This window comes from Thioclava sp. ES.031 (genome assembly GCF_002563775.1).
In the GTDB taxonomy this organism is placed as follows: domain Bacteria; phylum Pseudomonadota; class Alphaproteobacteria; order Rhodobacterales; family Rhodobacteraceae; genus Thioclava.
Genome location: NZ_PDJO01000001.1, coordinates 2,954,340 through 2,973,638 on the forward strand (window position 1 = coordinate 2,954,340; position 19,299 = coordinate 2,973,638).

Annotated in this window: 13 protein-coding genes; 3 read left to right on the top strand and 10 right to left on the bottom strand. The window is 65.2% G+C overall.

Features of this window, described 5'->3' with window-relative positions; all coding sequences use genetic code 11:
• Window positions 1-62: 62 nt before the first annotated feature.
• On the bottom strand, window positions 63-668 hold the full coding sequence (locus tag AXZ77_RS14150) for a hypothetical protein (protein WP_098411638.1): 606 nt from the start codon (window positions 666-668) through the stop codon (window positions 63-65).
• Window positions 669-829: 161 nt separating this feature from the next.
• Here AXZ77_RS14150 and AXZ77_RS14155 point away from each other — a divergent pair, with 161 nt between their 5' ends.
• Window positions 830-1,222 (top strand): hypothetical protein, encoded by a 393-nt coding sequence (locus AXZ77_RS14155; protein WP_098411639.1) that lies wholly within the window; start codon window positions 830-832, stop codon window positions 1,220-1,222.
• 85 nt (window positions 1,223-1,307) lie between these two features.
• On the opposite strand, the gene glmM is transcribed toward AXZ77_RS14155, so the two are convergent.
• From glmM to AXZ77_RS14195, 8 genes are all read right to left on the bottom strand, one after another.
• Window positions 1,308-2,651 (bottom strand): phosphoglucosamine mutase, encoded by a 1,344-nt coding sequence (gene glmM / locus AXZ77_RS14160; protein WP_098411640.1) that lies wholly within the window; start codon window positions 2,649-2,651, stop codon window positions 1,308-1,310.
• On the bottom strand, window positions 2,648-3,667 hold the full coding sequence (gene folP, locus AXZ77_RS14165; protein WP_083079030.1) for a dihydropteroate synthase: 1,020 nt from the start codon (window positions 3,665-3,667) through the stop codon (window positions 2,648-2,650). Before folP ends, glmM begins: the two co-directional genes overlap by 4 nt.
• A gap of 40 nt (window positions 3,668-3,707) precedes the next feature.
• Window positions 3,708-4,628: a dihydroneopterin aldolase gene (locus AXZ77_RS14170; RefSeq protein ID WP_098411641.1), complete on the bottom strand. Its 921-nt coding sequence runs from the start codon at window positions 4,626-4,628 to the stop codon at window positions 3,708-3,710.
• Between the two features lie 114 nt (window positions 4,629-4,742).
• On the bottom strand, window positions 4,743-5,423 hold the full coding sequence (locus AXZ77_RS14175) for a cell wall hydrolase (protein WP_098411642.1): 681 nt from the start codon (window positions 5,421-5,423) through the stop codon (window positions 4,743-4,745).
• Between the two features lie 256 nt (window positions 5,424-5,679).
• On the bottom strand, window positions 5,680-8,220 hold the full coding sequence (locus tag AXZ77_RS14180; RefSeq protein WP_098411643.1) for a putative PEP-binding protein: 2,541 nt from the start codon (window positions 8,218-8,220) through the stop codon (window positions 5,680-5,682).
• A 165-nt stretch (window positions 8,221-8,385) separates the two neighbouring features.
• Entirely contained in the window at window positions 8,386-10,653 is a 2,268-nt protein-coding gene (gene glyS / locus AXZ77_RS14185; protein WP_098411644.1) for a glycine--tRNA ligase subunit beta, read from the bottom strand.
• A 1-nt stretch (window position 10,654) separates the two neighbouring features.
• Window positions 10,655-11,131 (bottom strand): DUF6446 family protein, encoded by a 477-nt coding sequence (locus AXZ77_RS14190; RefSeq protein WP_078541861.1) that lies wholly within the window; start codon window positions 11,129-11,131, stop codon window positions 10,655-10,657.
• Window positions 11,128-12,075 carry a glycine--tRNA ligase subunit alpha gene (locus tag AXZ77_RS14195; protein WP_098411645.1) on the bottom strand — a complete coding sequence of 316 codons (948 nt, stop codon included), beginning with the start codon at window positions 12,073-12,075 and terminating at the stop codon, window positions 11,128-11,130. The genes AXZ77_RS14190 and AXZ77_RS14195 overlap by 4 nt, the downstream gene beginning before the upstream one ends.
• Before the next feature lie 222 nt (window positions 12,076-12,297).
• Here AXZ77_RS14195 and AXZ77_RS14200 point away from each other — a divergent pair, with 222 nt between their 5' ends.
• On the top strand, window positions 12,298-14,217 hold the full coding sequence (locus tag AXZ77_RS14200; protein WP_098411646.1) for a trypsin-like peptidase domain-containing protein: 1,920 nt from the start codon (window positions 12,298-12,300) through the stop codon (window positions 14,215-14,217).
• On the opposite strand, the gene AXZ77_RS14205 is transcribed toward AXZ77_RS14200, so the two are convergent.
• The gene (locus tag AXZ77_RS14205; RefSeq protein ID WP_098411647.1) at window positions 14,218-15,666 is read right to left on the bottom strand and encodes a TrkH family potassium uptake protein; all 1,449 of its coding nucleotides are present in this window, start codon (window positions 15,664-15,666) and stop codon (window positions 14,218-14,220) included. It lies immediately after the preceding gene.
• 190 nt (window positions 15,667-15,856) lie between these two features.
• Between AXZ77_RS14205 and AXZ77_RS14210 the strand changes: the two genes are divergently transcribed.
• Window positions 15,857-19,291, top strand: coding sequence for a pyruvate carboxylase (locus AXZ77_RS14210; RefSeq protein ID WP_098411648.1), 3,435 nt, complete (start codon window positions 15,857-15,859; stop codon window positions 19,289-19,291).
• Window positions 19,292-19,299: the final 8 nt, after the last annotated feature.

Sequence of the window (19,299 nt, forward strand, 5' to 3'; positions counted from 1 at the left end):
CTGCACGACAGCGACGAGATTGGACCCCCGGCCTATGCGCCGGGGGTTCTTTTTTGGCGTGGTTACACCCAGTAGCTCGCGCCGTTGGCCATGTTCATCGTCACGCCCCAGGCGAGGTAGAACAGCCACACGCCGGTCAGCAGCTGGAACACGCCGCCCGCTTTTTCCGCCGTCTCGCTATTGGTCCAGCGCGCGCCGAATTCGGCGAGATAGATCAGCATGAGGCCGATGAAGAGGATCGCGGCGGGGATGTCGCCATTGCCCCAGAACGAGATCGTACCCATCGCGCTCAACCCGAACAGCGGGATCGCCATCCATGCCTCGGGCCCGGGATCGGAATGGGTGTAGCGACGCAGGCCGATGACGAACCAGTGGATGCCGTAGAGCGAGAAGGCGACAGCCGCCATGTAGAGCGGCGCGGCATTGGCGAAGACCGGAAACCAAGTCAGGCCGACCATCAGGTAGATGCCGGTCAGAAGCTGGCCGAACCCGCCGAGGAAGACGCCCCAGAGCCCCAAGGTGCGCTCCTGCGCCAGCGGGTCGCCGGACCAGCTCGGGCCCTTCGCGACGGCCGCGCCGCCCTGGACGAAATAGTTGATCGAGAGCGATAGGAAGCCGATCGCGAGCGGCCAGAAATCTGATGTGGGAAAAATGGATGATTGGTCCATGACGCACCTCCGGTAAATATCGCCCCTCCATTGCTCCAAAGCGGCGGAAGGCCTTGAAGTTCAGTCACGTTTTGGTCACTCCAGACGCTGACCGCGGCAGCGCGTCGCCTTGCGGGGCTACGGGTTTCTTGTCACAGTTCCGCGAATTGAAAGGGAAGCAGATGGCCGAACCCGACCACGAGGAACTCGAAGCGATCTTCGAGGAGCGCGCAAAATTCTTCACCCCGAAATGGTTCGGCGATCTCTTCGCCGGGCGACTCGCGCCGGGAGATACGTTCTGGGCGGGCAATTACGGGCCCGCGCTGGTGGTGGTGCCGTTGATCGTGATCTTTGCGCTGTTCACCGCGCTGATCTCGCCGGGCCATCTTGGTGCGTTCTTCGGAAGCTTCGCCGTGGCCGCCGGGGTCTACCGGATCGCGGTGCTGATCGGTCTGACCGGCTCGGTCTGGCGCGCAGAGGCCGGCCCGACTTTCTGGCGCTGGGTCGGCGTGCTCTGGACCGTGTTCGAAGCGGTCGCCCTGATCTGGCTGGGGCTGCGGCTCTACGGCGGGTAAGCAAAAAGGGGGCGCGCGCCCCCTGCTTCGCTCTTTCAAAATATCCCGGGAGTGAATGGCGAAGCCAGAGGGGGCAGAGCCCCCCTTACGCGGTTTCGGCCTCGACGGCGGCGACGATGCTGTCGACGGTCGCTTCCAGCAGGCCCTCGTCCTCGCATTCCGCCATCACGCGGATCAGCGGCTCGGTGCCGGATTTGCGGATCAGAAGACGGCCCTGACCGTTCAAACGGTTCTCCGCGTCCAATATCGCTTTTGCAACATTATCGGCGCTCAGAGGCTCCTGCCCCGCCTGATACCTTACGTTTTTCAACATTTGCGGCACGGTCTCGAATTGCCGCACGAGGTCCGAGGCTCGTTGATCGGTCTCGACCATCGCGGCGAGGAATTGCAGCCCCGCCATCAGACCGTCGCCGGTCGTGGCGTAATCGGTCATGACGATATGGCCCGATTGCTCGCCGCCCAGATTGAAGCCGCCTTCGCGCATCCGCTCGACCACGTAGCGGTCGCCGACCTTGGTGCGCTCGAGCCGCAGCCCCTCGGCCTCAAGGAAACGCTCCAGACCAAGGTTGGACATCACGGTCGCCACCAGCGCGCCGCCGGACAGCTGACCGGACTCGGCCCAGCGTTTCGCGAACAGCGCCATGATCTGATCGCCATCGGCGACATGGCCGGTCTCGTCGATGATCATCACCCGGTCCGCGTCGCCGTCGAGCGAGATGCCAAGATCTGCGCCATGCGCCACCACGGCCTCGGCGCAGGTGCTGACATGGGTCGAGCCGCAACCGTCATTGATGTTGCGCCCGTCGGGCGAGACGCCGACCGGGATCACTTCGCAGCCCAGCTCCCACAGAACATCGGGGGCCGCGCGATAGGCCGCCCCATTGGCGCAATCGACGACCACTTTCAGGTCGGGCTTGCGCAGTTTCGGGAAGGTGGTCTTGGCATATTCGACATAGCGCCCCAGACCGTCGTCGATCCGCTTGGCGCGGCCGATATTCTCGGGGCGCGCGAGACGGATATCGGTGTCCAGCATCGCCTCGATCTCGGTCTCGGCCTCGTCGCTGAGCTTGAACCCGTCGGGACCGAAGAACTTGATCCCGTTATCTTTGGCCGGGTTGTGGCTGGCGGAGATCATGATGCCCATATCGGCGCGCATCGAGCGGGTCAGGTAGCCCACGGCGGGCGTCGGCACCGGGCCGAGCAGCAGCACGTTCATACCCGTCGAAGTCAGACCCGCCGTCAGCGCGTTCTCGAACATGTAGCCCGAGAGGCGCGTGTCCTTGCCGATCACCACGCGGTGGCCGCGCGAGTCGTCCTGCCGGAAATAGCGGCCCGCCGCAGCGCCCAGTTTCAGCGCCATCTCGGCGGTCATGTTGCCGGAATTGGCCTCGCCGCGGACACCATCGGTGCCGAAAAGCTTCCTGCTCATTCCTCAAAACCTCTTTTGATCGCGTCCCAGAGCCGGATGCCTTGGGCGATCTCGGCCACATCGTGGACGCGGTGAATTTGAATGCCCTGATCGAGCCCGGCGAGCGTCACGGCCAAAGTGCCGGGGGCGCGGCTATCGGCCTCCTCGGCACCGCCCACTGCCCCGATGAAGCGCTTGCGCGACACGCCGAGCAGGACCGGGCAGCCCAGCCCGTGAAACAGGCTGAGACCGCGGATCAGGGCGAGATTGTGCTGCGCGGTCTTGCCGAAGCCGATCCCGGGGTCGGCGATGATCGCCTCGCGCGCGATGCCGTAATCCTCGGCCAGCGCGATGCGGTCTTCGAGATAGTCGTAGACGTCGAGCAGAACATCCGTGTAGCGCGGATCGTCCTGCATCGTCTCGGGCAGGCCCTGCGCATGCATCAGGCAGATCGGCGCGCCGGAGACCTGCGCCACCTCGACCATCGCCGGATCGAATTCCATCGCGGAGACGTCGTTGAGCATCGCGGCCCCCGCCTCCAGCGCCTGATCGGCGACCAGCGACTTGCGGGTGTCGATGGAGATCGGCGCGTCGAAATCGGCATCGCGCAGCGCCGCGATCACCGGCGCGGTGCGGGCGATCTCTTCGTCTTCCTCAACTTCCGTAGCGCCGGGACGCGTCGACTCGCCACCGATGTCGAGAATGTCGGCGCCCATCTTGCGCAGCGCGACGGCGCGCTCGATCGCGGCGTCCTCAACGTCGAAGCGCCCGCCATCGGAGAAGCTGTCGGGGGTAACGTTCAGGATGCCCATGATCCGGGGCGCGTCGAGCGTGATCCCGGCGACCGGGGTGCGCGGATTGCAAAGCCGCTCCATCACCTCTTCGGGCAGATGGGCCGCGGGGATGATCTCGGGCTCGCCATCGCGGCGCAGAATCTCCACCTCATCGAACCAGCACCAGCCCCCGGCGAGGGTCAGGGCCGTATCGGGACGGGCGGAGTCGGTTCGGGCGACGGGTCGATAATAGAGCTTCTCCATGCGCACCATTCACCCGATTGCGCCCGAGAGTTCAAGCCGTTCAGAGCGGGCGCACCTCGACCGGCACGCGGCTTCCTGCCGGGGCTGAAACAGTCCCGTGAACTTCCAGCCGGGTCGCGGCCATCTGCTCGGCCAGCCACAGCGCCAACGCCATCGCGTCGCGCGCGGGGCTTTTCGGGCCGTCGGTCGCGTCCAGCACGATCTTGGAAGGGGCCCAGACGACCATCTGGCCGTGGCGCATCGCCCAGTCGATCTCGGTGCGGGTCGCCACCACAACGCAGCGCGGATCGCGGGCCGCGAGCCGCCATGCGTTCTGCTCGATCGCGAGAAGGTCGATGCGACGCTGCGTGGGCCCCTGCCCGCTTTCGGGCACGGCGCTATCGGGCAGCCCCACGGCAAGGATCACCGGATGGCCCGTCTCCTGCAGCACGTCGAGCCGCGCCGCGAGGTCGGGCGCGTCGATGGCCGCGTTCGACAGATAGGCGACGACCGGGTGCAGGCTTTCCTCCACCCCGCTCTCATCGACGCTTTTCACCGGGACGGAGGCACGGGAGCGCACGATCTCGACGCCGAGCGCACCGGGGCCGCGGTCGAGCTTTTCGATCCGCACGAAGACGCGCATCGCCTGCGGGCTGGCGAGGATACGCTCGGCCACGCCGGCTGCGAGTGTCTCCAGCAGGTTCACCCGCTCCTCGGCCAGCTCCGCCGCGATCGCCTCGGTGATCCGGTCATAGGAGAGGATGCGATCCACATCGTCCTCGAGCGGCTCCGGCGTGGGCCGGACCTCCACCACGACATTGAATTGCAGGCGCTGCGTATGGCCGCGCTCCTGCTGGAAGGCGCCGATATCGGCCTCCACCACATGGTCGCGCAGCGAGATGCGATCCCGGGGGTCGGTGGGCGCAGAGGCCGCCGCCCGCGCTTCGGGATGCGAAAAGGCGAGGGAAATATCGGAACTCATGCGCGCCTCGAGAATTTTTCAGTCATGTCGAGCATAGAAAAAGGGCGGACCGAAGCCCACCCTCAACCGTCATTTCATCGCCTGCCCGCGACGCGGGCCCCTGAAAGCGCGGCCTCAGTTCGAGGCGGTGCGCATCGGGTTGGCGTAGAAGATGTGATGGCCGATCGACGCGGTTTTCGCGAAGCGGCGCGACCAGCTCGGGCGCACGGCGTGCGTGTGGAAGTAGGTCGCCCCGTCGGTCAGCGAGCGCGGCGCGCCGTCGATCATCGCCCGGGCGACTTTCGCGACTTCGGCGTAGGCGCTCTTGTTGCGGACGGTGTCGGAGCGACCGTCGCAATACCAGCTGAACTGGCAGGCGCGCGAGTTGCCCTGATGGACAACGCCGCAGATCGAACCGGGGAAGCGCGGATCGTCGACACGGTTCAGGATGACCTCGGCGACGGCCTGCTGGCCCTTCACGCCTTCGCCACGCGCTTCAAAGTAAAGCGCCTGCGAGAGGCATTGGAACTGCTCGCCACCCTTGGCAGCGGGTTGCGCGGACAGCCACTTGGCAGACAGGACTTCCGGCATGGTCGCTTGTTTCCTGGACCGTTCCGGCGCCATGGTGAGCGCGGTGACGCGTCGCTTGTCGATCGCGCTCATCGCGGAGCGCTCCGTCCACAGGACCGACATCAGTCCTTGTTCGGCGACCTCGGTGGGGTCGTTCGACTGGCTTACCGTGACTTCGGCACGCAAGCCTCCGGCGAGGGCGAGGAGGATGGCAGCACCCCCCGTCCAGCTTTTCAGCAGTGACATGGTTTTCTTCCGATAAGGTCAATCGCCGCGCACCCCCCATTGAGCCGCGACGGCGCACCGCTTACCGGACGAAGCTATCCATGTCTAGGTTTTCACGAAAAAATGCGCGACTCCCTACGGAGTCACGGCGGAATCTTGCCAAAATGCACGGTGATTTGCGTGCGATGTCCCTGTCGAATCGCATAGCGCGACGCGCGCCGATTTGCCAATGGTATTTGAGAAAAACGGCCAAAATTCCGCCTCTGTGACCTTACCTCTAGGGAAAGGATCGTCCACGCGGCGCAAGGAGTGCGAAATGGGCAGCGGCGAGACGGGCGACCGGCACCCGGAAAGGCGAACAGGAGACATAATCGAATCCCGCAGCCCGGCAGAAGGCGATTGATTCGGGGTTTCCACCATGCTCGCCACAGACCGAGATCGTGACATCGGGCCGGGCGGAGCGTCCGCGCGCAGCCCCGATCAGCAGCAACTCCCCTACCCCTTCGACGTCGAGGATATGGAACGGGTCTTCGCTATAGACCTGCTGGTTCACATAGGTCGACATGAAGCGGCCCGCATCGTCGCGTGAGAGCCCATAGGTCATCTGCGTGAGGTCATTGGTCCCGAAGGACAGGAAGGCCGCGTGTTCGGCGATCTCACCGGCGCGCAGGGCCGCACGGGGCGTCTCCACCATCACGCCGAGGCGGTAGGTGAAATCTTCCTTGGTCTCGGTGCGCACGGCGGCGGCGACCGCATCGACCCGGGTTTTCACGATCTCCACCTCGCGCGAGGCAGAAACGAGCGGGATCATGATCTCCGGCACCACCTCGGCGCCCCGGCGGAGCGCCTCCACGGTGGCCTCGAAGATCGCGCGGGCCTGCATGTCGTAGATCTCGGGCACGGTCACGCCCAAGCGCACGCCGCGCATCCCCAGCATCGGATTGAACTCGGACAGGGCCTCCACCCGGCGCGTGACCTCGGACAGCGGGCGGTCCAGCGCCTCGGCCAGTTCGCGCATCCCCTCGCGGTCATGCGGCAGGAATTCGTGCAGCGGCGGGTCGAAGAGACGGATGCAGACCGGCTCCCCCTTCATCAGCTCGAACAGCGCCCCGAAATCGTCCCGCTGCATCGGCAGCAGCCGGTCGAGGGCCGCACGGCGATCTTCCGGCCCGTCGGCGAAGATCATCTCGCGCATCACCGTCAGGCGGTCTTCATCGAAGAACATATGCTCGGTCCGGCACAGCCCGATCCCGTCGGCCTCGAACATCAGCGCGGTGCGCGCATCCTCGGGCGTGTCGGCATTGGCGCGGATGCCGATATCGCGCACCAGATCGGCCCAGCTCAGAAGCGTGCGGAACCCGTCATCCAGCGCGGGCGCGAGCATCTCCGCCGTCCCCACCAGCACCTCGCCATTGGTCCCGTCGAGCGTGACCGTATCGCCCTCGCGGAACAGCCGCCCCTTGGGGCCGCGGAACTGGCGCTCGCGGCTGTTGATCTCGATCTCGGCGCCGACGATGCAGGGCAGGCCCAGACCGCGCGCGATTACCGCCGCGTGGGAGGTCATCCCGCCACGCTCGGTCAGCACGGCGACGGCGGCATGCATCCCGCGGATATCCTCGGGCGAGGTTTCGCGGCGCACGAGGATACAGGGCTCGTCGCGCGCCGCAGAGGCCTGCGCGGCGGCCGCAGAGAACACGATCTTGCCGGTCGCCGCCCCCGGAGAGGCCGCGATCCCGCGCGCCAGCACGTCGCGCGGCGCACGCGGATCGACCTGATAGTGCAGAAGCTCGGTGATGGCGCGCGGCTCGACCCGCAGCAGCGCATCCTCGCGTGAGATCACATCGTCATTGGCCAGCGCCACCGCGATACGCACGGCAGCCCGCGACGAGCGCGGCACCCGCACCGCATCGATCACATGGACCTTGCCGCTCTCGATGGTGAACTCGATCTGCATCTCTTCGCGCAGCTTCACCCGGCAGCGCGCGCCGTAATCCTTCAGCGTGTCGAAGACGCGGCCATCCGCCTCTTCGAGCGAGGCCCCGCGCGGGTCGCACGTTAGATAGAGCGTCTCGACCGCGCTGGTGCGACCTTGGCTCTGGCCGCGGAACCGCCCGGTGATCTGCGGCGCGCCAGTGACGCTATCGACGAATTGCATCGTGCCCGAGCCCGACAGGCCCGGCCCGATCCCCAGCGCCATCTCCTGCACCAGAAGCCCCAGCACCGCATCGGGCGGCGCGCCCTTGGCCTGCCGCAGGAGCCGCGCCGTCGTGCCCTCCCAGGCCCGCGCCATGGAGCGCAGCACCTCGGCCAGCTGTTGGGCGCCCGATTGCGGGAACCGCTCGTCGGTTTCCTCTTCATAGGCATCGAGCGCGGCTTCCAGCGCGCCCGGCCCGGGCTCCTGCTGGAACATATCCGGATCGAGCCGCGCCACATGGAGCGAGTAGAGCTGCACGAAGCGCAGATAGAGCGCGTCGGCGGCCTCGCTGCCATGCGTGTTCGACAGCACCGCATGCATGTCGTCATTCATGCCGACATTGAGCACCGTGCCCGGCCCGCCCCATTCGGGATTTTCCGGGCTCGGTCGGACCGAGACCAGCATCTCCGGCCCGAAGCAATCCGCGATCGCGGCCATGTCGAAAACCTGTCCCGAGGCGATCGCGCGCACGGTTTCGGCGGGCAGAGCGACGGTTTTCGGGACGGGAAGTTCGAGCCGGATCAGCCGCTGAAGGCATTTCGCGCGCCAGCCGTGACGCGCCTTATCGACCGAGGCCGAAGGCGTAAGTGTCACAAAATCAGCGTTTTCAACGGGTTTCTGCATTGCAGCGCGCCTTCTCTCTCGACGCAGGATAGGCTGATTCCCCGCCCTCGCAAGTGTGACATTCGGACAGGATACGCCGCGTCACACGCCCGCCCTGTCCCACCCCCGCGACAGGAGGCGCCGTGCGGGCGCCTCCGGCGGGGATATTTTCACCAAGAGGAAGGATCAGCCTTCGATCTTGGTGAGGTCGGCCACATCGAGACAGATCTGCCGGATGCGCGAAAGCAGGTTCAGACGGTTGCGCCGCAGGATCGGGTTGTCGGCGTTGATCTGCACCGCCTCAAAGAAGGCGTCGATCGGCGCGCGCAGGTCGGCCATCGCGGACATCGCGGCGGCGAAATCTTCGTCTGCCATCGCCGGGGAGATCTTGGCTTCGGCGGCGTCGAGCGCGGCGAATAGGGCTTTTTCCTCGTCCGTTTCCGCGAATTTCGGATCGGCGCCGAAGCTGTATTCCACCCCGTCCTTTTCCTCGGCCTGCGTGAGAATGTTGTTCGCGCGCTTGAAGCCCTGGATCAGGTTCTCGCCATCGTCGGTCTTGAAGAAGTCCGACAGCGCCTCGGCCCGCTTCACCACGAGGGTGAGATCGTCGCTGCCCGGCATGGCCAGCACGGCATCGATCACGTCGTGACGAATACCCGCATCGCGCAGGTGGACCTTGAGGCGGTCGTGGAAGAAGGAGAGGAGGTTCTTGGCCAACTCAAACAGGTTCAACAAGCGCTCCAACCGTTCACGCTGCGCGCTCGTCTCGGCCGATTGCTCCGCCTCTAGGCTCGCCAATAGTTGATGCGCATACTCTTCTGGAAGAAAGCCAGCCTCGAATGCGGAAAACAGACCCTCGGCCTTTTTCGACCTAAATTGCTGAGTGGATGTTTCTTGATCCAAATCTTCGGCGCTCACGCCAAGATGCTCAGCAAGTTGAACAGGCAACCACAACTTTAAACTCAGACGCAGCTCATTCGCCAGCACCAACCGGATCACCCCCAATGCCGCGCGACGCAGCGCGAAGGGGTCTTTGCTCCCCGTGGGCTTCTCGTCGATCGCCCAGAAGCCGGTCAGCGTGTCGATCTTGTCGGCGAGCGCGACTGCGACCGAGACGGGCTCGGACGGCACAGCATCGGACGGACCCAGCGGCGCGTAGTGGTCGCGGCAGGCATCCGCGACGGCGTCGGACAGCCCGGCCTTTTGTGCGTAGTAGCGGCCCATCACGCCCTGCAGTTCCGGGAATTCATAGACCATTTCCGAGCGCAGGTCGGACTTGGCGACGCGGGCGGCCTCGGCGGCGAGGTCCGGCTTCGCGTCGACCATCTGCGCGATGTCGCGCGCGAGGTTTTCGATGCGGCGGATACGGTCGCCTTGGCTGCCCAGCTTGTTGTGGAAGGTCACGGCGTCGAGCCCCGCGCCCATCCCTTCCAGCCCATGGGCCTGAACGGTGCGCAGGTCGTTTTCCCAGAAGAACTTGGCGTCCGACAGACGCGCCGAGAGCACCTTCTGGTTGCCCGCGAGGATGGTCGCGCCGTGATCGGCGGTCTCGCGGTTGGCCACGGTCACGAAACCCTCGATCCGGCCGGTCTTGGGGTTCTTCACCGAGAAGAATTTCTGATGCTCTTTCATCGAGGTCTGCAGCACCTCGGGCGGCAGGTCGAGGAATTCGCCGTCGATCTCGCCCATCAGCGTGACGGGCCATTCAACGAGGCCCGAGACCTCGGCCAGAAGGCCCTTGTCCGGCACCACTTCCCAGCCCTTGGCGAAGGCCATCTGCGCGGCGTCGTGGTCGATCGCCTCGGCACGCTCATTGGGGTCGAGCATGACCTTGGCGGCTTTCAACTGTTTGGCGTAGCTCTCGTAGCCCGAGACCTGAAGCACATCGGGCGCCATGAAGCGGTGGCCGCGCGTGGTGTCGCCCGCCTCGATCCCGTCCACGTCGAGCGGCACGACGGTCGCGCCGGCCTCGTCGGTCAGGATCGCGAGGATCGAATGCAGCGGGCGGACCCAGCGCAAGCTGCCCTCGCCCCAGCGCATCGATTTCGGCCAGGGGAAGTTGCGGATCGTTTTCTCCAGCACCTCGGCCACGATCTCGGTCGCGGGGCGGCCCGGCTTTTCGATCACGGCGAAATAGACCTGCCCCTTCTTGTCGTCGCGCGCCTCGAGCTGATCCATGCTCAGCCCGGTCGAGCGCAGGAAGCCCTCGATCGCCTTCTCGGGCGCGTCGGTGCGCGGGCCCTTGCGCTCTTCGCGAAGCGTCGGCGAGTTGGCGGTCAGCCCTTCGACGGTCAGCGTCAGGCGGCGCGGGGTCGAGAAAGCGCCGGCGGAGGCATAGGTCAGACCTGCCTCGACAACGCCATCGGTGATCAGTTTCTTCAGATCCTCACGGGCCTTCGGCTGCATCCGCGCGGGGATTTCTTCGGAGAACAGTTCAATCAGAAGATCGGGCATGTCATTTCTCCGCTTCGTCGTTCAGTTGGTGCCAGACATAGGCCCGGCCATCGGGATAAAGAGCCACGACGCGGTCAACGCCGGGGTGGATGTTGTGTTGCGACAGGAAGGCCACCGCGCGGCCTGCCTCGAGGTCCGCGCCGATGGTTTTCGCATCATAGCAGTCGAACCATTTCGGGCCGATCAGCGGGGTCGGTCGGTCATAGACCTCATAGGTCTCGGTCGCCGTTGCAATCGACAGGTCGGTGTCGAAGCAGGCCCGGTAGCGCAGGGGCGAGCTGTCCGCGTCGATCCCCTTGTAGCCCTCGGCCTGCAACGGGTCCTGCGTCGTGCCGTCCAGCTCCATCAACGAGACTTTCGCCGCGTCGGAGCCCGGCGCGATCTCGTCGTAATAGCCGTATTCCTGCGAATAATAGACCACCGCGCCGAAGACGAGCGCGATTACCACGATGCCGCCTCCGATGAGCTTACCATTCACGCGACAGCCTCGTTGGCTTCAGTCTGCGAGGCCCCGCCCGCTTCGGTCTGCACGAAAGCGTCGGCGCAGGCCTTGGCCAGCGCGCGGACCCGGCCGATATAGGCCTGACGCTCGGTGACCGAGATCACGCCGCGTGCGTCGAGCAGGTTGAAGAGGTGCGACGCCTTGATGCACTGGTCGTAGGCCGGATGCGCCATGATGATCTTGCGGCCCGCATCGTCGGCTTCGGGCGAGGCGAGGATACGTTCGCATTCGGCCTCGGCATCCTCGAAATGGCGCAGCAGCGTCTCGGTGTCGGCCACGTCGAAATTCCAGCGCGAATATTCCTGCTCGGTCTGGCGGAACACGTCGCCGTATTTCAGCGCGATCGGCGCGGACGGGTCGTTATAGGGCATATCCATCACGTGATCGATGCCCAGCACATACATCGCCAGACGCTCGAGCCCGTAGGTCAGTTCGCCCGAGACCGGCTTGCAATCATGGCCGCCGACCTGCTGGAAATAGGTGAACTGGCTGACTTCCATACCGTCGCACCAGACCTCCCAGCCAAGCCCCCACGCACCGAGCGTCGGGCTTTCCCAGTCGTCTTCCACGAAGCGGATATCGTGCAGTTCGGTGTCGATCCCGATCGCGCGGAGCGAGCCGAGATAGAGCTCCTGCAGGTCCGGCGGGCTCGGTTTGATGAGCACCTGATACTGATAGTAGTGCTGCAGGCGGTTCGGGTTCTCGCCATAGCGGCCATCGGTCGGACGGCGCGAGGGCTGGACATAGGCGGCCGCCCAGGGCTTGGAGCCGAGCGCGCGCAGCGTCGTCGCCGGGTGGAAGGTGCCTGCCCCCACTTCCATGTCATAAGGCTGCATCACCGCGCAGCCTTTCGAGGCCCAATAGCTCATCAGGCGCAGGATGATTTCCTGAAAGGATTTCGGGGCGTCCGGGTTTGCCATATTTCGCACCTTCCGTTGAAGCGCCTTCTCTCTAGGCAAGGGGCACGGGGGCGTCAACGCCCTGCAAGGATTAGGGCGGACGATCTGCGCCACTCGACGGGCAAAGCTGAGGCCCCCGCCCCACAACGGCGGATTTCATGACCCGGTCGGGGGCGTTTGGGGGGTGACCTCGCCCCTCGTTGCGCTAAGGTCGAGGGAAAAGCAGGTATTACGGGGGCAGCAATGCGGGCAATTTCACGGACAGTTTCGATCGTCGTCGGCGCCAGCCTCACCGGTATGCTCTGGACCGGCACGGCCTGGGCCGAAGCCTGGGTGCAGATCGAGGCGAAAAGCTCGCTCGCCCAAGCCGAAGCGCGCGCCCGCGACTGGGCGGGCATGTTCCCCGACACGACCGGTTTCCGGCTCGATTCCGGCTGGTACGCGATCGCTCTTGGCCCCTTTGCCGATGATGCGGAGGCGAATGCGCGCCGCCGGGTTCTGCGCCGCGAGGGGCTGATCCCGCGCGACAGTTTCGTGGCCGATGGCAACAATTTCCGCCAGCAGTTCTGGCCGGTCGGCGCAACCTTGAACGCCCCCGCGCAGGCGCCCGAACAGCCCGTCCCGCAAGCCGACACTCAAAGCGACGTGCGCGGCGCGCCGATGCCTGCCCCGATCGACGTGGAGCCGTTGGACGGGCCGGATGCGACCGCGCAATCGGATGGCCAGACCACGCCCCCGGATACGTCCGCCCAAGACACCGCCACCGCGCCTGAGCCGGTGAGCCCCGGCACCACAGCCGCCGCCGCCCCGCAGGAGGTCACCCCCGCGCCGGAACCGGTCGAGACGCTGCGGGACTCGCGCCGACTGGAGGCTGCGCTCGATCCGCAGACCAAGCGCGACATCCAGACCGCGCTGGAATGGGAAGGCAGCTATCAGGGCGCGATCGACGGGATTTTCGGCCGCGGCACCCGCAGTTCGATCGCCGACTGGCAGATGAAGAACGATTACGAGCCGACCGGCGTGCTGTCCTCGACCCAGCAGGCGGCGCTTCTGGACGAGGTCGCCTCCGAGCGCGCGGCGCTGGGGCTGCAGACCGTGACCGAAGATCAGGCCGGCATCCGGATCGACCTGCCGATGGGGCTGGTGAAATTCGACCGCTACAACGCGCCCTTCGTGAATTACACGCCCAAGGATGGCAGCGGCGTGCAGGTTCTGCTGATCTCGCAGCCCGGCGATGCGGCCCGGCTGCGCGGCCTCTATGACGCGATGCAGACGCTCGAAATCGTACCGACGGGGGGCGAGCGCAACATCCGCGGCAACAGCTTCACCATCGAAGGCCAGAACAGCGCGGTGCAGTCCTACACCCATGCGGAACTCTCGCGCGGGCAGATCAAGGGTTTCACGCTGGTCTGGCCCGCCGGGGACGACAAGCGCAGAGCTCGCGTGCTCGACGCGATGAAAAAGAGCTTCACGCCCATCGGCACCTCGTCGCTCGACGCGACGCTCGGCCAGCCGATGTCGGTGACGCGGGCCGCCCTGATGGCGGGCATCGAGAAGCGCGCGCCGATCTTCTCGCGCTCGGGCTTCTTCATCGATGCCGATGGCCATGTGCTGACTGCCGCCGAGGGGCTCGACCAATGCGGGCGGATCACCATCGAGGATCACCCCGCCTCGCTCAGCTTCGACGGCGGCGCCAAGGGCTATGCGGTTCTGACCCCGAATGACACGCTGGCGCCCAAGGAGGTAGCGAAGTTCAACCCCGATGCCCCGATGGCCGGGAGCAAGGTGGCGGTGGCGGGCTTCTCCTATCCCGAAGCGCTCTCCGCGCCGGTGCTGAATTTCGGCACGCTCTCCGCTCTCAAGGGGCTGGAAGGGCAAGACAATCAGGCCCGGATCGAGGCGCAGACCCGCGCGGGCGATGTGGGCGGACCGGTTCTCGACGGCTCCGGCGCGGTCGTGGGGATGTTGCTGCCTTCGAATGACAACGCCAATCGCGTGCTGCCCGACAACCTGACCGTTGCGCTGCAGGCGAAGGCAATGGCGCCGGGCCTGTCGGACAATGGCTTTACCCCGAAAGCGGCAGGTATCTCGGTCAATCGCGACCCCGAAGACCTGCAGCAGATCGCGGATGGGATGGTGGTGCAGATTTCCTGCTGGAAGTGATCAGCCCCGCCAGAAGCGCGGCAGCAGCAGCACGAGCACGCTCATCAGTTCGAGCCGCCCGATACACATTGCCGCACTCATCAGCCATTTCGCGCTGTCCGGGAAATCCGCGACCGAGCCGTTCGCGGTGATCTCCGGCCCCCATGCAGGGCCGATATTCGCAATCGAGGTCCAGGCGGCGGTCATCGCGGTCTCGGTCCCGAGGCCGGTGAAGGTCAGCGCGATGATCAGCATCCCGAAAATCAGGATGAACAACGAGAAGAACGCCATCACCGAGTTGACCACGCTATCCTCGACCGGGCGGCCGTCATATTGCACCTTCAGCAGACGGTGCGGCGAGTAGAGCCGCTGGATCTGCGCCTTGATCGCTTCGAGAAGGATCAGGTAGCGGAACACCTTGACCGAACAGGCGGTGGAGGCCGTGCAGCCCCCGATCAGCCCGGAAATCAGCAGGATCGTGAAGGCCAGATGCCCCCATTGGGTCACGTCCTCCGAGGCATAGCCCGTGCCGGTGAAGGTCGAGACCACGTTGAACGTCACCTCGCGCAGCGTCGGCCAGAAGGACGCCTCGTGGCGGATCATCCGGTAAAGCACGATGATCGCGATCGCATAGCCCATCCAGCGCAGGAAGGCGCGCACCTGCGGGTCGCGCCAGAGCGGCATCGTGTCGCCGCGCATCACCTGCACGAAGCGGATGAACGGCATCGCGGCCAGCGCCATGAAGACCGAGGCCGCGTATTCCGGCGCGCCCTTATAGGTGGCGAAGCTGGCGTCGTAATTGGAAAACCCGCCGGTGCTCATCGTGGTGAGCGCATGCATGATCGCGTCGAACCCCTTCATCCCGAGCCCGAGATAGGTCAGCGCGCAGGCGATGGTCAGCCCGACATAGATGCGGATCAGCGCGGTCGAGATATCCATCGCGCGCGGCAGGATTTTCCCAAGCGTATCAAACCCTTCCGAACGGAAGAACTGCATCCCGCCGACCTTCATCACCGGCAGGAAGATCATCGCGACGATGATGATCCCCAGACCGCCCAGCCATTGCAGCAGCCCGCGCCAGAGGTTCACCCCCGGCGGCAACCCGTCGAGATGCGGAATCGCGGTAGTGCCGGTCGTGGTCAGCCCCGACATCGCCTCGAAATAGGCATCGACCAGCGACAGATGCGGCGCACCCAGCATGAAAGGCAGCGCCCCGAAGAAGGGCAGCGTCAGCCAGACGAGCGAGGTCAGCAGAAAGCTTTGATGGATCGACAGCGTCCGGGCCAGCCCGTCACGCGAGGCCAGCGCCAGCAGCGCCCCCGCCGTGGTCGTCAGCACCGCGCTTTCGACGAAAACCAGCCAATGCGCTGCGCCATATCCCAAATCCACCGCTGCGGGGATAAGCATCGTCAGCCCCAGCACGGATGTCAGCATTCCGATGATATATCCAACCGGGCGCAGATCGATCATGCGCCCCACCTTGCCCAGAGCGCCGGTCTAGTCAATCCCAGACGGGCCGGGACGGACTTGCAGTGGCGCAGCGTGACTTTGCAAACCCGAGCGGTTTGGTCAGTAAATTTGCCCAACTTTGCAGGTAGGCCCTTGCGCTGCGGCGCGGCAACGCTACCGTAGCGCCACTTTCGACAACAGGGAGAACGCTATGTTCAACAAGATCCTCGTGGCCAACCGTGGCGAGATCGCCATCCGAGTGATGCGCGCCGCCAACGAGCTCGGCAAAAAGACGGTCGCCGTCTATGCCGAAGAGGACAAGTTGGGCCTGCACCGTTTCAAGGCCGATGAAGCGTATCGCATTGGCGAAGGGCTCTCCCCCGTCGGCGCCTATCTCTCGATCGAGGAAATCATCCGCGTCGCCAAGGAAAGCGGCGCCGATGCGATCCATCCGGGCTATGGCCTGCTGTCGGAAAACCCCGATTTCGTCGAAGCCTGCGACGCCGCCGGCATCACTTTCATCGGCCCGAAGGCCGAAACGATGCGCGCGCTCGGCGACAAGGCCTCGGCGCGCCGGGTTGCGATAAAGGCCGACGTGCCGGTCATCCCCGCGACCGAGGTGCTGGGCGAAGATTTCGACGCGATCAAGAAAGAGGCCGCAGAGATCGGCTACCCGCTGATGCTGAAAGCCAGCTGGGGCGGCGGCGGGCGCGGCATGCGCCCGATCCTCGGCGAGGACGAACTGGTCGAGAAGGTCCGCGAGGGCCGTCGCGAAGCCGAGGCCGCTTTCGGCAATGGCGAGGGCTATCTCGAGAAGATGATCATCCGCGCGCGCCACGTCGAGGTGCAGCTGCTGGGCGACACGCATGGCAATCTCTATCACCTCTACGAGCGCGACTGCACCGTGCAGCGCCGCAACCAGAAGGTCGTCGAACGCGCCCCTGCCCCGTATCTCTCGGACGAACAGCGCGAAGAGGTCTGCCAGCTCGCGCTGAAGATCGGTCAGGCGGTCGGCTATGAATGCGCCGGCACGGTCGAATTCCTGATGGATATGGACTCGGACAAGTTCTACTTCATCGAGGTCAACCCGCGCGTTCAGGTCGAGCATACCGTGACCGAAGAGGTCACCGGCATCGACATCGTGCAGGCCCAGATCAAGATCGCCGAGGGCGCGACGCTGGCCGAGGCCACCCGCGCCAAATCTCAGGACGAGATCGAACTGTCGGGCCACGCGCTGCAATGCCGTGTGACCACCGAGGATCCGCAGAACAACTTCATCCCCGATTACGGCCGCCTGACCGCCTATCGCTCGGCGACCGGCAACGGCATCCGCCTCGACGGCGGCACCGCCTATGCAGGCGGCGTCATCACCCGCTACTACGACTCGCTTCTGGTGAAAGTCACAGCCTGGGCGCAGGACCCCGATCAGGCGATCCGCCGGATGGACCGCGCCCTGCGCGAATTCCGTATCCGCGGGGTGAGCACGAATATCGACTTCGTCATCAACCTGCTCAAGCACCCGACCTTCCTCGACATGAGCTACACGACGAAGTTCATCGACACGACGCCGGAGCTGTTCGACTTCAAGCAGCGCCGCGACCGGGGCACCAAGATCCTGACCTATATCGCGGATATCACCGTGAACGGTCACCCCGAGACCGCGGGCCGCAACAAACCCCATGCCGAGGCGAAACCGCCGCGCCTGCCCGCCTTCAGGGATGAGGCAAAATCGGGCAGCCGGAACCTGCTGGAGAAGGAAGGCGCGAAGGCGGTCGCCGATTGGATGAAGGCGCAGAAGAAGCTTCTGCTGACCGACACCACGATGCGCGACGGCCACCAGTCGCTGCTGGCGACCCGGATGCGCTCGATCGACATGATCAAGGCAGCCCCCGCCTATGCCTCGAACCTCAGTGACCTGTTCTCGGTCGAATGCTGGGGCGGCGCGACCTTCGACGTGGCTTACCGCTTCTTGCAGGAATGCCCGTGGCAGCGCCTGCGCGACATCCGCGAGGAAATGCCCAACATCCTGACGCAGATGCTGCTGCGTGCCTCGAACGGCGTGGGCTATACGAACTACCCCGACAACGTGGTGCAGTTCTTCGTTAAGCAGGCGGCGGAGAGCGGCGTCGACGTGTTCCGCGTCTTCGACTCGCTGAACTGGGTCGAGAACATGCGCGTCGCGATGGATGCGGTGATCGAGAGCGGCAAGATCTGCGAAGGCACGATCTGCTACACCGGCGATATCCTCGATCCCGACCGCGCCAAGTATGACCTGAAATACTATATCGGCATGGCGAAGGAGCTGGAGGCCGCGGGCGCGCATGTGCTGGGTCTCAAGGATATGGCGGGCCTGCTGAAACCCGCCGCCGCCCGCAAGCTGATCGCGGCGCTGAAGGAAGAGGTCGATATCCCGATCCACTTCCACACCCATGACACGAGCGGAATCGCGGGCGCGACCATTCTCGCAGCCGCCGATGCAGGCGTCGACGCGGTGGATGCGGCGATGGACGCCTTCTCGGGCGGCACCTCGCAGCCCTGTCTCGGCTCGATCGTGGAGGCGCTGGCCCATACCGAGCGCGATACCGGCCTCGATATCCACGCGATCCGGATGATGTCGAACTATTGGGAGGCCGTGCGCCACCAATATGCAGCCTTCGAGAGCGGCCTCGAAGCCCCGGCCTCCGAGGTCTATCTCCACGAGATGCCCGGCGGCCAGTTCACCAACCTCAAGGCGCAGGCGCGCTCGCTGGGGCTGGAAGAGCGCTGGCACGAGGTGGCCCAGGCCTATGCCGACGCCAACCAGATCTTCGGCGATATCGTGAAGGTCACGCCGTCCTCGAAAGTCGTGGGCGACATGGCGCTGATGATGGTCGCGCAGGGGCTGTCGAAGGAAGACGTGCTCGACCCGGCCAAGGATGTCTCCTTCCCGGATTCGGTCATCGACATGATGCGCGGCAATCTCGGCCAACCGCCCGGCGGCTGGCCCGAGGGGGTTGTGAAGAAGGTGCTCAAGGGCGAGCATCCCTCGACCGAGCGCCCCGGCAAGAACCTGCCCCCGGTCGATCTGGAAGCCGCCCGCAAGGAGGTCTCCGAGCAGCTCGACGGGCGTGAAATCGACAATGAGGATCTCGCGGGATACCTGATGTATCCCAAGGTCTTCACCGATTACGCGAGCCGCCACGAAGCCTATGGGCCGGTGCGCACCCTGCCCACCCCGGTCTTCTTCTACGGGATGGAGCCGCAGGACGAGATCTCCGCCGAGATCGACCCCGGCAAGACGCTGGAGATCCGCTATCTCACCACCGGCGAGACCGACGAGCTGGGCGAGGTGAAGGTCTATTTCGAACTCAACGGCCAGCCCCGCGCCGTGCGCGTCCCGAACCGCGCGGTGAAGGCGACGACGGCGGCGAAGCCGAAGGCCGAAGCGGGCAACCCGAACCATATCGGCGCGCCGATGCCGGGCTCGATCGCCTCGATCGCGGTCAATGTCGGCCAGAAGGTGAAGCCGGGTGATATGCTCCTGACCATCGAAGCGATGAAGATGGAGACGGGCATCCATTCCGACCGCGAAGCCACGGTGAAGGCGATCCATGTCTCGCCGGGTGCCCAGATCGACGCGAAGGATCTGCTGATCGAACTGGAGTAATCCGCAAT

Excerpts from the sequence above, each read along its gene's own strand:
- AXZ77_RS14150 (WP_098411638.1), bottom strand. The coding sequence starts at position 668 with ATGGACCAATCATCCATTTTTCCCACATCAGATTTCTGGCCGCTCGCG.
- AXZ77_RS14155 (WP_098411639.1), top strand. The coding sequence starts at position 830 with ATGGCCGAACCCGACCACGAGGAACTCGAAGCGATCTTCGAGGAGCGC.
- glmM (WP_098411640.1), bottom strand. The coding sequence starts at position 2,651 with ATGAGCAGGAAGCTTTTCGGCACCGATGGTGTCCGCGGCGAGGCCAAT.
- folP (WP_083079030.1), bottom strand. The coding sequence starts at position 3,667 with ATGGAGAAGCTCTATTATCGACCCGTCGCCCGAACCGACTCCGCCCGT.
- AXZ77_RS14170 (WP_098411641.1), bottom strand. The coding sequence starts at position 4,628 with ATGAGTTCCGATATTTCCCTCGCCTTTTCGCATCCCGAAGCGCGGGCG.
- AXZ77_RS14175 (WP_098411642.1), bottom strand. The coding sequence starts at position 5,423 with ATGTCACTGCTGAAAAGCTGGACGGGGGGTGCTGCCATCCTCCTCGCC.
- AXZ77_RS14180 (WP_098411643.1), bottom strand. The coding sequence starts at position 8,220 with ATGCAGAAACCCGTTGAAAACGCTGATTTTGTGACACTTACGCCTTCG.
- glyS (WP_098411644.1), bottom strand. The coding sequence starts at position 10,653 with ATGCCCGATCTTCTGATTGAACTGTTCTCCGAAGAAATCCCCGCGCGG.
- AXZ77_RS14195 (WP_098411645.1), bottom strand. The coding sequence starts at position 12,075 with ATGGCAAACCCGGACGCCCCGAAATCCTTTCAGGAAATCATCCTGCGC.
- AXZ77_RS14200 (WP_098411646.1), top strand. The coding sequence starts at position 12,298 with ATGCGGGCAATTTCACGGACAGTTTCGATCGTCGTCGGCGCCAGCCTC.
- AXZ77_RS14205 (WP_098411647.1), bottom strand. The coding sequence starts at position 15,666 with ATGATCGATCTGCGCCCGGTTGGATATATCATCGGAATGCTGACATCC.
- AXZ77_RS14210 (WP_098411648.1), top strand. The coding sequence starts at position 15,857 with ATGTTCAACAAGATCCTCGTGGCCAACCGTGGCGAGATCGCCATCCGA.